The sequence below is a fragment of the Mesobacillus subterraneus genome, from assembly GCF_000934845.1.
GTDB classification, from domain to species: Bacteria; Bacillota; Bacilli; order Bacillales; family Cytobacillaceae; genus Mesobacillus; species Mesobacillus stamsii.
Genome location: NZ_JXIQ01000186.1, coordinates 1 through 11,212, shown reverse-complemented (window position 1 = coordinate 11,212; position 11,212 = coordinate 1). Strand labels below are relative to the sequence as shown.

Below are 11,212 nucleotides of genomic sequence, written 5' to 3'. Positions count from 1 at the left end.
CATCCGTTCCAATCACCAGCCCGTTAATCAGCAAAACCAAAAAAGGACCAGGCGCAGTTTGCCCGGTGTTTCTTATTGGACTACTTTACAACAAACCTTAGGATTGCAAAAAACGAATATACAATTTATTATTTAGTTAAATAACTAAATAAAAAGGAGGTCTTTAGCTTGAATGAAGCGTTTAAAGCACTTTCGGATCCTACCAGAAGAAAGATTCTCACGCTGTTGAAAAACAACAATATGACAGCCGGAGAAATCGCCGACCACTTCAACATGACAAAACCAAGCATTTCACAACACTTAAAGCTGCTTAAGAATGCTGGGCTGATCCAGTCTGAGAAACAGGGCCAGTTCATTATTTATTCTCTCCATACAACTGTTTTCCAGGAACTTATCAGCTGGGCGTTTAGCTTCACTGAAAATAATAAAGACAAGGAAGGGGGAAAATAAAATGAAAAAGCATGTATTGCCTTTGATAATGATAAGCCTTTTAATCCTTGCATGGATTATTGCATTTCCAATGCTTCCAGAACAAATTCCGATTCATTGGGGTTTAAATGGGGAAGCAAATGGGTTTGCTTCTAAGATAAATGCCATGTTTTCTACACTTGGTGTCATGGTGATCCTGTATCTCGCGATGGCATTGCTGCCAAAAGTGGATCTAAGGAAAACAAACTATAAGTTCTTTTCAAAAAGTTATCACATTCTAATAAATGCCATTTTAGGAGTTCTTTTTGTGATAAACATCCTAGTCCTGGCCAGTGCAATTGACTTTGACGTCCCTATGGGCAGTATTGGATCGATGATTATCGGAATTATCTTTATGATCCTTGGAAACTATTTGCCCCATGTCAGATCTAATTTTTTCATCGGAATTCGGACTCCATGGACACTCAGCAGTGAAGAAGTATGGAAACAAACTCACCGGGCGCTTCGAAAATCTTCTTTTTTGGAGGCTTTGTATTAATCCTCGCTGCCTTTATACCTGGCTATTGGAAGGAAGCGATCTTTTTCATCGTCATCGCCTTGACTGTCATTGCACCATATATCTATTCTTACGTTCTTTTCAAAAGAAAGCGATAGAGGAAAACAAAAACGGTCCAGAAAATGGACCGTTTTTGTTACTCTTTTCATTCAAAAAATATAAGAAAAGAGGTATGATAGAAGGTGTGAAATTCGGAAGCCGAAATAATAATGGGATGGGACAACAGGGGGCAGAATCTTCATGAGTATATTTTCATTTGTAAAACCATATCGCATACCAATTGCGGCTGCGCTAAGCTTAATGCTTGTCGAATTGGCTGTAGAGCTTATACAGCCGCTGTTAATTGCGAAAATTATCGATGAAGGAATTGTTGCCAAGGACCTGGACACGGTTATCAAATGGGGTGGAGTGATGCTCGGAATCTCTCTCCTTGCCTTTGTCTCGGGGATTGCAAACTCGTTTTTAGCAGCTCATGCAGGCCAAAGTTTTGGCTTCGACATTCGAGAAAGGCTATTTTCTAAGGTCCAGTCTTTTTCCTTCACTAACTTCAGCCATTTCTCATCATCGTCCTTGATTACAAGAATCACCAATGATGTAACCCAGCTTCAGAACACGTTCTTCATGAGCCTGCGGATTGCATTGCGCGCTCCGCTGCTGGTAATTGGGGGAATCGTTATGGCGATGTTGGTCCATGTGAAATTGGCAATGCCTTTTGTGATCATCATCCCGCCACTGCTGATTTTCCTTATTTGGATTATGACAAAGGCGGCTGGTTTATTTAAAAGTGTCCAGAGACGTCTGGACAGAGTCAATGGCGTAATGCGAGAAAATCTTGTAGGCATGAGACTGATCAAGGCTTTTGCCCGAGGGGATTACGAAGGCACAAGATTTGAAAAATCCAACGATCAGTTAAAAAATCGCACCGTATTTGCTTTAAGGGTAACGGAGTCAACGATACCGGTGCTGCTGCTTTTCATGAATTTAAGTGTCATTGTGGTTCTTTGGTTTGGAAAAATAGATGTCCAGTCTGGCAGAGTATCCGTAGGCGAAGTGGTCGCGATCGTGAACTATGCTGCAAGGATTACTGCAGCTTTTTCCATGTTTTCGTGGATCATCATGGTATTCTCCCGTTCCAGAGCATCGGCTGAGCGTGTTATGGAAGTACTGAATGAGGGAATCGATCTTGAAGATACCGCTGGGAGTCAGGATGGGTATGAAATTTCTGCAGGTGAAATCGAGTTTGACAAGGTTTCATTCCAGTTTCCAAACACCAATATTCCAATATTGGATGATTTGTCATTCAAAATCAGCAAAGGCGAAACCGTAGCCGTCCTTGGAGCGACCGGGGCGGGAAAAACAGCTATGTTCCAGCTCATCCCGCGGTTATATGACGTGACCAGCGGAGAAATCCGAATCGATGGCCGGAATATCCAGGAACTGAAGCTTAGAAGTCTTAGGGAAGCGATCGGTTACGTTCCTCAGGAGTCTTTGCTGTTCACCGGCTCGATCAAGGAGAATCTCGCTTGGGGCAAGCAGAATGCCACGGAAGAGGAATTGATCGAGGCAGCCAAAGATGCCCAAATTCATGAGACAATTGAGAAACTGCCAAACCAATACGATACGCTTCTCGGACAAAAAGGTGTAAATCTTTCGGGCGGCCAAAAACAGCGATTATCCATTGCCCGGGCTTTGATTAAAAAGCCGAAAATCCTTCTGCTCGATGACAGCACAAGTGCACTCGATTTAAAAACAGAAGCAAAGCTGCTTCTTGCCATTCGCAATTATGACTGTACAACGGTCATCATTACACAAAAAGTCAGCACCGCAAAAGATGCTGATAAGATCCTTTTGCTCGAGGACGGATCATTAATTGGCTTTGGCGAGCATGAGCATCTGCTAAAATCTTCTTCGCTTTATCAGGAAATCTATAGCTCCCAGTTTGGGGAGGTGAAGGCCGATTGGTAAAAATACAAAAAGAGAGACACGCAGGCAATCAAAAAAGCACAATTAAAGGAAGTGGCCGGACCATCAGGAGGATCTGGTCCTATCTTGCCGATGAGCGAAACTTGCTGATTCTTGTGCTGTTGATGATAGTGGCGAGCTCAGCGCTTGGATTGCTTGGCCCATTTCTAATCGGCTGGGGCATCGACAAGTACTTTGCAACCGGTTCAACGGATGGTTTTAGTTTGCTACTAATCGGCCTTGCCGCAGTTTATGTGATGCACTCCCTATCATTATGGTTTCAAAGCTACTGGATGATCGGAATTGCCCAGAAGACAGTCTATATCATGCGGAGGCAGCTTTTTAGCAAATTTCATCAGCTTTCGATTGACTTCTTTAACAAACGCCAGCATGGGGAATTGATGAGCCGGATCACGAATGATATTGAAAATGTCAGTACGACTCTGAATTCATCTGTCATCCAGGTTTTTTCAAGCGTCCTTACCTTAGTTGGAACATTGGCAGTCATGATTTGGCTGAGTCCTATGCTGACATTGGTGACGATGATTATCGTACCATTAATGTTCCTGGGGATGAAATGGATTACGAGCCGTACCGGCAAGTTATATAAAGAACAACAGGGCCGGCTTGGCGAGATGAATGGATATATCGAGGAAATAATTTCTGGACAAAAAATTATCAAGTCATTTTCTCAGGAACCACAAGTTATTGAAGAATTCCGGATAAAAAATCAGCGGCTAAAAGAATCAGGTTACTGGGCGCAAACACTAACGGGCTTCATCCCAAAATTAATGAATATGCTTAATAACCTTAGCTTTACGATCGTAGCAACAGTTGGTGGCTTCTTCGCATTAAAAGGATATGTAACGATCGGAACGATTGTTATCTTTTCCGAATACTCCCGGCAGTTCACAAGGCCATTGAATGATCTGTCGAATCAGTTCAATACCCTACTTTCTGCTGTGGCAGGAGCCGATCGTGTTTTTGACATCATCGATACTGAAGAAGAAGCAGTGGATGAAAAGGGGGCCGTACCACTCCCTAACATGATCGGGAAAGTCGAGTTTAAGGATGTTTCCTTTTCCTATGAAAAGGGAGGAGATACCGTTTCCAATTTAAATTTCTCCGCACAGCCGGGCGAAACGATAGCATTGGTTGGTCCAACAGGTGCTGGCAAGTCGACGATCATCAACTTAATTTCCCGTTTTTATGAACCGGAACAGGGGCTGATCTTGTTTGATGGGCACGACAGTAAGAAAATCACCCGCGACAGTCTTCGGAAACAAATGGGGTTCGTCCTTCAGGATTCCTTTCTTTTTCAGGGAAGCATCAGGGAGAATATTCGCTACGGAAGACTGGACGCTACGGATGAAGAAGTAGTAAAGGCTGCCAAAGCTGCCAATGCCCATTTCTTCATTCACCGATTGCCGAAAGGGTATGATACCGAGCTTAGTCAGGATGATGCCGGGATCAGTCAGGGGCAAAGGCAATTATTATCGATTGCTAGAGCGATCCTTGCCGACCCAGCGATTTTGATAATGGATGAAGCGACAAGCAGCATTGATACGATCACGGAATTGAAAATTCAGGAAGCCCTTCAGCATTTGCTGAAAGGAAGAACAAGTTTTATTATAGCCCATCGCTTGAACACAATTAAAAATGCCGATCAGATCATCGTCATTGAGAGTGGCAAAATCGTGGAAAAAGGCAGCCATGAAGAATTATTGGCGAAAAAAGGTTTTTACCATGAATTATACACGAGCCAGCTTGAGAAGAATATCCTACTGAAACCTTGAAGCGATGGAACCAACAATTGAATCAGCAAGAGCAATCGGGGACTGTAGAGCATAGGACAAATAGAAAAAGCGAACCGTCCCCGGTTCGCTTTCAAGTAACTTGCTACTCCACAAGATGTATAATATATCATCCATTTATAAACTTTGCCGCGGTACAAAATTCCACTTGACCATTTTTAACCTAAACGACACAAGCCCTACCTCTCTTGTATCCTTACGGCTCCGAAGCCGATCCAGTGTGAATAAGTTGTTACCTAAAAATAAAAGCAGAACGCCATTAATTGTTTACATAGTATTGTTTGTGATTCAAGTTACTTCATTTTGACGTAGCTAATTAAGTATATTACATTTTCCAGCAGATGTCAAATGTTATTTAAAAAAGTCTTGTGCCTTACTGTTTTCGCAAAGTTTCCTGTGCCATTCTCACGAGCTCTTTAACCATATTTCCACCGAGTTTTCCGCCGATTTTTCCAGCTTCCCGGGTGGAAAGATTGCCGTTATATCCCTTATTAAGAGGAACACCTATCTCTTTTGCTGTTTCAAATTTTGCATCCTCCGCTTTCATAGTTCCGGCTACCTGTGCTTTCAGATCATCAAGCGCATTTCTGGATTCGGGTACGAGAATCTTATTGCTTCTGGCCATTGGTAATCCCTCCATTTTGATGATTGCTTATAGTATTCGCAATGAAGAAGATGATTATGAACAAAAAGCAGAATCATATCGATTCTGCTTTTCCTTGATGGGTTATTTTCTCCTGCTTTGGGCGCGCTGATCGGCAGCTTTTGAGCGTGCCATTGCTTCCAGGTCTTCATGGTCAGCTAAATCGCGATTAAATTCCACATCAAGTCCATCTGATTTCATATTCTTTGGAACTTGTGGGAGGGATGCTTTATTACGATCCCGCGTTTTATGTCCATGTGCTCTTCCCATTCGAAAAAACCCCTTTCAAATTGAAAAGTACGGAAATAGGTATTTCCGTACTTTTATGATCCTCCAAACGGAGGAGGGTTATGCCAATTATCTTTTTCCATTTGTATAGCCGCCGGCTCTGTCTGCTTTTTTGAATTCGCGGCTGTATGTAACTTCCTGCATGCTTGATAACGTGTTTTTGGTAGTATCTCTTTTCTTCTTTTCCATAATAAATCCACCCTTTCCAAAATAATTTACCTTACAAGTATTTCCTTGTTGAAAGGGATTAAACAGAATGATTCGCTAAAATATCTTTGAGAGCTTTTTCCAGTACAGGATACTTGAATGAGAAACCAGCGGTAAGCAGCTTTTCGGGTTTCACTTTCTGACCTTCTAATACAAGCACACTCATCTCTCCAAGAGCGAATTTCATTGCAAATACCGGAACGGGAAGCCAATGAGGCCGCTTCAAAACCTGGGATATCGTTCTGCCAAATTGATCCATCCTCACCGGTGAAGGGGAAACAAAATTGACTGCCCCCTTCAACTGCTTCTCTTCTATTGCAAAAATAATTCCGCGGATAACGTCTTCGATATGGATCCAGGAGAGCCATTGCGAACCGGTTCCAATTTTTCCGCCCGCAAATAATTGGTAAGGGAAAAGCATTCTTGGCAGTGCTCCACCAGTTTTAGCAAGAATCAAGCCGAATCGGCATAGAACTACCCTGATATTTGCCTCGTTTGCGGCAGCCTCCCAGTTTTTTACTGTGTCAGCGAGAAAGTCATGGCCTGGTTCTGATTGTTCATCAAATTCTCCTGTCAGGGATGTGCCATAATATCCGACTGCACTAGCGTTGATAAGTACATTTGGTTTCCTATTTAAAGCTGCAATGATTCTTTTCACTTCAGTGGTTGCTTTCATCCGACTTTCGATTATTTTCTGTTTGTACTCCTTAGTCCATTTGCTATTGATCGTGGCACCAGCAAGATTAACGATTGCTTCTACGCCAGCCAATTCATTTTCAGGCTGGTCTCCGGGATTGAGCCACTGGACAAATTTTGGATTATATCCCTTTTCTGTGACTTTCCGGGTTAAAATAACTACTTCGTGTCCACTTCGTACCAATTCGTTGCTTAAGGCTTTGCCGACTAGACCAGTGCCTCCTGTAATCGCAATTTTCATAAGATTCCTCCCGTTTCTTCGCTTGTCTATATAGTACTGCTTTTAATCATGATTAACCTTCATTAAATGTGTTAAAATTTCTTTAGAGGTGAAAAGCATATGCCAGTCATTACAAAAATCTCCGTTCAAAAACACAATAAAGACAGATACAGCATTTTTACTGACAGCGGAAAGGGAGAAGAATATGCCTTCAGTGTCGATGAAGATGTTTTAATCAAGCATAACTTGAAAAAAGGGATGGAGCTGGATGACTTTGCGGTGACGGAAGTGCTTTTCCAGGACGATATCCGGAAAGCCTATAATGCGGCAATCCAATATCTTTCCTATCGCATGCGGTCAGAGTCCGAAGTCAGGGAACATCTGAAGAAAAAAGAAATATCAGATTCAGTCATTAACGAAGCCGTGCATAAATTATATGAATTTAAATTCCTGAATGATGAGGAATTTGCCAATGCATTTGTGCGGACGCAATTGAATACAACAGATAAAGGTGCAGAAGTCATTAAGCTGGAGCTAAAGGGAAAAGGGATTGCCCCTGAGTTGATATCTAAAGCAGTCGATGACGTTTCGTTCGATGAACAGCTGGAAAAGGCCATCAAACTGAGTGAAAAATATGCTGTGAAAAATAAGAAGGACTCCTCAAGAGTATTGAAGCAGAAAATAGAGCAGATGCTGCAACGAAAAGGATATTCTTTTTCCATAATCCGGGCTGCTATGGACGAAACGGCAATGGCAAAAGAAGATGAAGCCGAAATGGATGCACTAAGGATGCAAGGGGAAAAATTGTACAACAAATACAGGAAGCTTCCAGACCGGGAGTACAGACAGAAGCTGAAGATGGCTTTATATCGCAAGGGATTCCCAATGGATATGATCGATGAATTTATACTGGAAAAAGAAAACGAATAATAAAAAATCATGACAATTGTCATGATTTTTTGGATTCTATAATAATTTCAGTTTTTTCAAGATTGTTTACAATGATTTCGGCAACTTCTGTAGCAGAACGAAACTTCGTTGGGTCTGCTACATGTTCGCTTTCTTCCCAAAAAGGTGTATTCATCCCGCCCATATAAGCGGCGACGAAACGGATGTCCGTTGCTTCGTACTCCTTCTGAAGGCTTTCGGTAAAACCTCTGACAGCGAATTTGCTGGCACAATAGACAGCTTCATGCTTTTTCCCCCGAAGGCCGGCCGTGGAAATAATGTTTACAACGAGACCTTTCTGATTTTGCTCGAGATATGGAAGGATTGCCTTCGTCATATGGATGGTTCCAAAAACATTTGTCTGGAATACCTCTTCCATTTCCGTGTCTGAGGTTTCAGAGAACGGACCGAAGTAACCGATCCCTGCGTTGTTGACGAGACCGGATAATGTATGCTTTTTGCTGAGTAATAACGCTATTTCCTTGATCTCCTCCAGATTTCGAAGGTCGAGCGCTTGTACAGTCGCACTTCCCCCTGATTGTTCAATCTGTTGTTTGACAGCATTTAGGGTATCTTCTGTTCTACCTGTTAAAATTACATGATAATCTTGTTTGGAAAGTAGCAATGCCAGCTCTTTTCCAAGGCCAGTTCCCGCGCCGGTAACAATGATTGCCTCCATGACAGCCTCCTTAAAAAACATGCTATAATCTAGTTATATCATTAATTGCATGAATCTAAAAGCGTAACAATTCAGGAGTGAATCGATATGGGTAGAGAAAAACGGTACAGCGAAATGACGGAATACGAATTGAACCAGGAAATCGCGAGCCTTCGGGATAAAGCAAGGAAAGCAGAGCAAATGGGGATGGGCAGTGAGCTTGCTGTTTACGAGCGGAAAATTGCTATGGCCAAATCTTATATGCTGAACCCGAACGACTTCAAGCCAGGGGAAATCTATGGCATTGAAGGCGACCCGGGAGCCTACTTCAAAATTGCTTATATGAATGGCGTTTTTGCCTGGGGGGCACGTCTCAATGGAGAGGGAAGAGAAGAAGCGCTGCCAATTTCCTTGTTGTTGGAGCAAAACCAGAAGTAAATAGCATCTGGTTTTGCTCCTGGCATAACTAAAGGAACAACAAGACATTAGTGATCTTTAATCACAGCTGAAGTATCATCTTCACGGTGAGATGAGGCGTACATACGCTCTTGCGGATGGGTATTGATGGTACCGTCAGCTCTTGTTGAAGCATATTCTGCTTTTGCGCGAGGCTCGCCCTCGAGCTTGGTGTTGTTCTGATTTGGGAAGTTCGTTACTTTATTTCGCATAATGTCCTCCGTGATGGATGAATTTACGTGTAATGCCAAAATGGCTGCACGCATTTATAGTATTCGAGTAATGATCGGGATTCATAACTACATTAAAAATTGGCAAAGGGTGATAAAGATGCAGGAAACTCATGAAAAGCTAGCCAGCTTGCTGCAGGAAAAGAACAGCGGTCTCACTTTTGAACAGGCCTTGAGGTGGGTAGAGCTTTTGTGGAGCGACTTCGAAGCCACATATGCAAAAGCCGGCCATAAATATATGGGCAGCGAAATGACCGAAAAAGTCGTCCGCCAGTGGATAGAAAATTACGGGGACCAGCTACACGAATTCGTTGCCAGAAATCCAAGATATAAGGATTTATTGGATAAAGCTAACCAATGATTCCCTATCCCCTTCTGTTATACACCACGCTACCAGCAATAAAAAAACCAGGTATAAAAAACACCCGGTTTATCCTTCCCCTGGAAGGAATTCTAATTTTTTACGTAATTTTTCCTCACTGTAAATCCAACCTGTATACGAGCTGAGGATTTCCAGATTTTTGTTTAAGTTCACAACTGCAACAAATGGATAGTGTCCGTTGCTGCGATAGCGTAAATCAATGAACCTGACTTCGTAATAATCGTCATATTCATCGCATTCCCAGCGGTAAACAGGTGAGAACGAAAGGAAAGCAGACAGATTCTTATCTTTCTTTGCTGCTTCAAGCACCGGAGTTTCAGGTACAGGTATACGGTTAAATTGGTCAAGGATCCTGACGAGACGTTTATTACCGCGGCCGACGAAGAATTGATGCTTGTTCATGACGGCTACTCGCCAATGGTTAAAGCGCATCGTCGGAGCGATTATGATTTCGGTCGCATCTGGAACGATTTTTTCAACGGCACACTTGATTCGATGCTTCATAACGAATCGGTATATATAGTAGAGAACAAGGATGCCATATATCGTTATGAATGTATAACCAGGGTTAGCTCCAAAAGCCCAGAGGAACAAACCGATGACATGAAGTGCAAATATTATCGGGTCAAAAGTATTAATGACTCCTAATGCGACCCATTTCGACGAGAAAGGCCTTAGTGCCTGGGTTCCATATGCATTAAAAATGTCGACAAAAACATGAAGGAATACAGCAATGAATGTCCAAATCCATAAGTGCAGCAAATTTACATTCGGTGAAAAAAAGGATATTATCCCGGTAATGAGCAGCGGCCACAAAAGGACAGCTGGGATAGAGTGAGTGACTCCGCGATGATTCCGGATATAAACAGCATTATTTTTTAGTTTCAGAACGGTATCTATATCAGGGATTTGTGATCCAACAAGAGTAGCGATCAATACGCTGCTGGCTGTAATGCTGCTTTCGCTGACAGCTGGATCGAGCGTCGCCAATCCTCCTAGAGCCAACCCCATGACAACATGTGTACCAGTATCCATGGAAACCGCCTCCTTTTTTGAGAGTTAATGAATGCAAAAGTATTAAAGGGCTGAATCAACACGGTCCTTTCAAAATGGATAAAGGAGCTGACGAAATGATTCAGATGATCATCCAATATGAAATAAAACAAAATCTGCTTGGCCAATATCTTGAGGCCATCAAACGAATTTCGGCGATGCTTCCCGAGTTTGAAGCGAAAATGTTTTCATGCAGACTGTCAGGCGAAAAAAATGTCTTTATTGAATCGTTTTTTGTGCCGACAGAAGCCCATTATCATGCGATCAAAAAGATGCGCCTTTCCCGGGGTCATTCTGTTTTTGGAATACTGGATCAGTATATTCCGGGAGGACTCGACCGCATAGGCTTCTTGGCAATAAAACAGAATCGTTAATAGTATATTCCCAAATTTCCGGAAAGATTAACACATGGAGGAACAAAAGTGGCAACTGACATCAAGAAATGCATAGCTAAAATGGATAAAAAATCATTTCAGGATGACTTGATCGAATGGTTTGTTAAGGAACAGCGAGAACTGCCATGGAGAAAAGATCAGGATCCTTATAAAATATGGGTATCTGAAATCATGCTCCAACAAACTAAAGTAAACACGGTCATCCCTTATTTTACACGATTTATGGAAGAATTTCCAACTATCGAGACGCTTGCTCAGCTCTGAGGAGTAAACTT

At 42.4% G+C, this 11,212-nt stretch carries 15 protein-coding genes and 1 pseudogene; 9 read left to right on the top strand and 7 right to left on the bottom strand.

Annotation, left to right across the window (positions count from 1 at the left end):
• The first annotated feature begins 168 nt into the window (after positions 1 to 168).
• The 4 genes from UB32_RS17430 (at position 169) to UB32_RS17415 (ending at position 4,743) form a co-directional block, all read left to right on the top strand.
• Positions 169 to 450 (top strand): autorepressor SdpR family transcription factor, encoded by a 282-nt coding sequence (locus UB32_RS17430; RefSeq protein WP_044396168.1) that lies wholly within the window; start codon positions 169 to 171, stop codon positions 448 to 450.
• A 1-nt stretch (position 451) separates the two neighbouring features.
• The gene (locus UB32_RS17425; protein ID WP_241768541.1) at positions 452 to 967 is read left to right on the top strand and encodes an SdpI family protein; all 516 of its coding nucleotides are present in this window, start codon (positions 452 to 454) and stop codon (positions 965 to 967) included.
• A gap of 258 nt (positions 968 to 1,225) precedes the next feature.
• A complete protein-coding gene (locus UB32_RS17420) occupies positions 1,226 to 2,950 on the top strand; it encodes an ABC transporter ATP-binding protein (protein WP_044396165.1) in 1,725 nt (574 codons plus the stop codon).
• Positions 2,951 to 2,952: 2 nt separating this feature from the next.
• Positions 2,953 to 4,743 carry an ABC transporter ATP-binding protein gene (locus UB32_RS17415; protein ID WP_044396175.1) on the top strand — a complete coding sequence of 597 codons (1,791 nt, stop codon included), beginning with the start codon at positions 2,953 to 2,955 and terminating at the stop codon, positions 4,741 to 4,743.
• A 391-nt stretch (positions 4,744 to 5,134) separates the two neighbouring features.
• Here UB32_RS17415 and UB32_RS17410 read toward each other — a convergent pair whose 3' ends face one another.
• The 4 genes from UB32_RS17410 to UB32_RS17400 all read right to left on the bottom strand — a co-directional run bounded on the left by UB32_RS17410 (position 5,135) and on the right by UB32_RS17400 (position 6,836).
• Entirely contained in the window at positions 5,135 to 5,386 is a 252-nt protein-coding gene (locus UB32_RS17410) for an alpha/beta-type small acid-soluble spore protein (protein WP_044396164.1), read from the bottom strand.
• A gap of 102 nt (positions 5,387 to 5,488) precedes the next feature.
• The gene (locus tag UB32_RS17405; protein WP_044396162.1) at positions 5,489 to 5,674 is read right to left on the bottom strand and encodes a YfhD family protein; all 186 of its coding nucleotides are present in this window, start codon (positions 5,672 to 5,674) and stop codon (positions 5,489 to 5,491) included.
• A gap of 87 nt (positions 5,675 to 5,761) precedes the next feature.
• Positions 5,762 to 5,881, bottom strand: coding sequence for a YfhE family protein (locus UB32_RS19675; RefSeq protein WP_084221900.1), 120 nt, complete (start codon positions 5,879 to 5,881; stop codon positions 5,762 to 5,764).
• A 58-nt stretch (positions 5,882 to 5,939) separates the two neighbouring features.
• Positions 5,940 to 6,836, bottom strand: coding sequence for a TIGR01777 family oxidoreductase (locus UB32_RS17400; RefSeq protein WP_044396159.1), 897 nt, complete (start codon positions 6,834 to 6,836; stop codon positions 5,940 to 5,942).
• 99 nt (positions 6,837 to 6,935) lie between these two features.
• On the opposite strand from UB32_RS17400, the gene recX reads away from it, so the two are divergent.
• Positions 6,936 to 7,745, top strand: coding sequence for a recombination regulator RecX (recX, locus tag UB32_RS17395; RefSeq protein WP_044396157.1), 810 nt, complete (start codon positions 6,936 to 6,938; stop codon positions 7,743 to 7,745).
• Positions 7,746 to 7,764: 19 nt separating this feature from the next.
• Here recX and UB32_RS17390 read toward each other — a convergent pair whose 3' ends face one another.
• Positions 7,765 to 8,442: an SDR family NAD(P)-dependent oxidoreductase gene (locus tag UB32_RS17390; RefSeq protein WP_044396155.1), complete on the bottom strand. Its 678-nt coding sequence runs from the start codon at positions 8,440 to 8,442 to the stop codon at positions 7,765 to 7,767.
• A gap of 87 nt (positions 8,443 to 8,529) precedes the next feature.
• On the opposite strand from UB32_RS17390, the gene UB32_RS17385 reads away from it, so the two are divergent.
• The gene (locus UB32_RS17385; RefSeq protein ID WP_044396153.1) at positions 8,530 to 8,859 is read left to right on the top strand and encodes a YfhH family protein; all 330 of its coding nucleotides are present in this window, start codon (positions 8,530 to 8,532) and stop codon (positions 8,857 to 8,859) included.
• A gap of 47 nt (positions 8,860 to 8,906) precedes the next feature.
• On the opposite strand, the gene UB32_RS17380 is transcribed toward UB32_RS17385, so the two are convergent.
• Positions 8,907 to 9,089 (bottom strand): small, acid-soluble spore protein K, encoded by a 183-nt coding sequence (locus UB32_RS17380; RefSeq protein ID WP_044396151.1) that lies wholly within the window; start codon positions 9,087 to 9,089, stop codon positions 8,907 to 8,909.
• 118 nt (positions 9,090 to 9,207) lie between these two features.
• Between UB32_RS17380 and UB32_RS17375 the strand changes: the two genes are divergently transcribed.
• Entirely contained in the window at positions 9,208 to 9,468 is a 261-nt protein-coding gene (locus UB32_RS17375; protein ID WP_044396172.1) for a YfhJ family protein, read from the top strand.
• 69 nt (positions 9,469 to 9,537) lie between these two features.
• Here UB32_RS17375 and UB32_RS17370 read toward each other — a convergent pair whose 3' ends face one another.
• A complete protein-coding gene (locus tag UB32_RS17370) occupies positions 9,538 to 10,524 on the bottom strand; it encodes a metal-dependent hydrolase (RefSeq protein ID WP_044396148.1) in 987 nt (328 codons plus the stop codon).
• A 95-nt stretch (positions 10,525 to 10,619) separates the two neighbouring features.
• On the opposite strand from UB32_RS17370, the gene UB32_RS17365 reads away from it, so the two are divergent.
• Positions 10,620 to 10,916, top strand: a complete 297-nt coding sequence (locus UB32_RS17365; protein ID WP_052807100.1) for a hypothetical protein — start codon at positions 10,620 to 10,622, stop codon at positions 10,914 to 10,916.
• Positions 10,917 to 10,997: 81 nt separating this feature from the next.
• Positions 10,998 to 11,192: pseudogene (locus UB32_RS17360) on the top strand (A/G-specific adenine glycosylase); the annotation flags it as partial.
• Positions 11,193 to 11,212 lie beyond the last annotated feature (20 nt).

Bases quoted from the DNA above. Each gene is read 5' to 3' on its own strand.
- UB32_RS17380 (WP_044396151.1), bottom strand. From the start codon at position 9,089: ATGCGAAATAAAGTAACGAACTTCCCAAATCAGAACAACACCAAGCTC.
- UB32_RS17385 (WP_044396153.1), top strand. From the start codon at position 8,530: ATGGGTAGAGAAAAACGGTACAGCGAAATGACGGAATACGAATTGAAC.
- UB32_RS17370 (WP_044396148.1), bottom strand. From the start codon at position 10,524: ATGGATACTGGTACACATGTTGTCATGGGGTTGGCTCTAGGAGGATTG.
- UB32_RS19675 (WP_084221900.1), bottom strand. From the start codon at position 5,881: ATGGAAAAGAAGAAAAGAGATACTACCAAAAACACGTTATCAAGCATG.
- UB32_RS17425 (WP_241768541.1), top strand. From the start codon at position 452: ATGAAAAAGCATGTATTGCCTTTGATAATGATAAGCCTTTTAATCCTT.
- UB32_RS17390 (WP_044396155.1), bottom strand. From the start codon at position 8,442: ATGGAGGCAATCATTGTTACCGGCGCGGGAACTGGCCTTGGAAAAGAG.
- UB32_RS17365 (WP_052807100.1), top strand. From the start codon at position 10,620: ATGATTCAGATGATCATCCAATATGAAATAAAACAAAATCTGCTTGGC.
- recX (WP_044396157.1), top strand. From the start codon at position 6,936: ATGCCAGTCATTACAAAAATCTCCGTTCAAAAACACAATAAAGACAGA.
- UB32_RS17375 (WP_044396172.1), top strand. From the start codon at position 9,208: ATGCAGGAAACTCATGAAAAGCTAGCCAGCTTGCTGCAGGAAAAGAAC.
- UB32_RS17405 (WP_044396162.1), bottom strand. From the start codon at position 5,674: ATGGGAAGAGCACATGGACATAAAACGCGGGATCGTAATAAAGCATCC.
- UB32_RS17400 (WP_044396159.1), bottom strand. From the start codon at position 6,836: ATGAAAATTGCGATTACAGGAGGCACTGGTCTAGTCGGCAAAGCCTTA.
- UB32_RS17410 (WP_044396164.1), bottom strand. From the start codon at position 5,386: ATGGCCAGAAGCAATAAGATTCTCGTACCCGAATCCAGAAATGCGCTT.
- UB32_RS17420 (WP_044396165.1), top strand. From the start codon at position 1,226: ATGAGTATATTTTCATTTGTAAAACCATATCGCATACCAATTGCGGCT.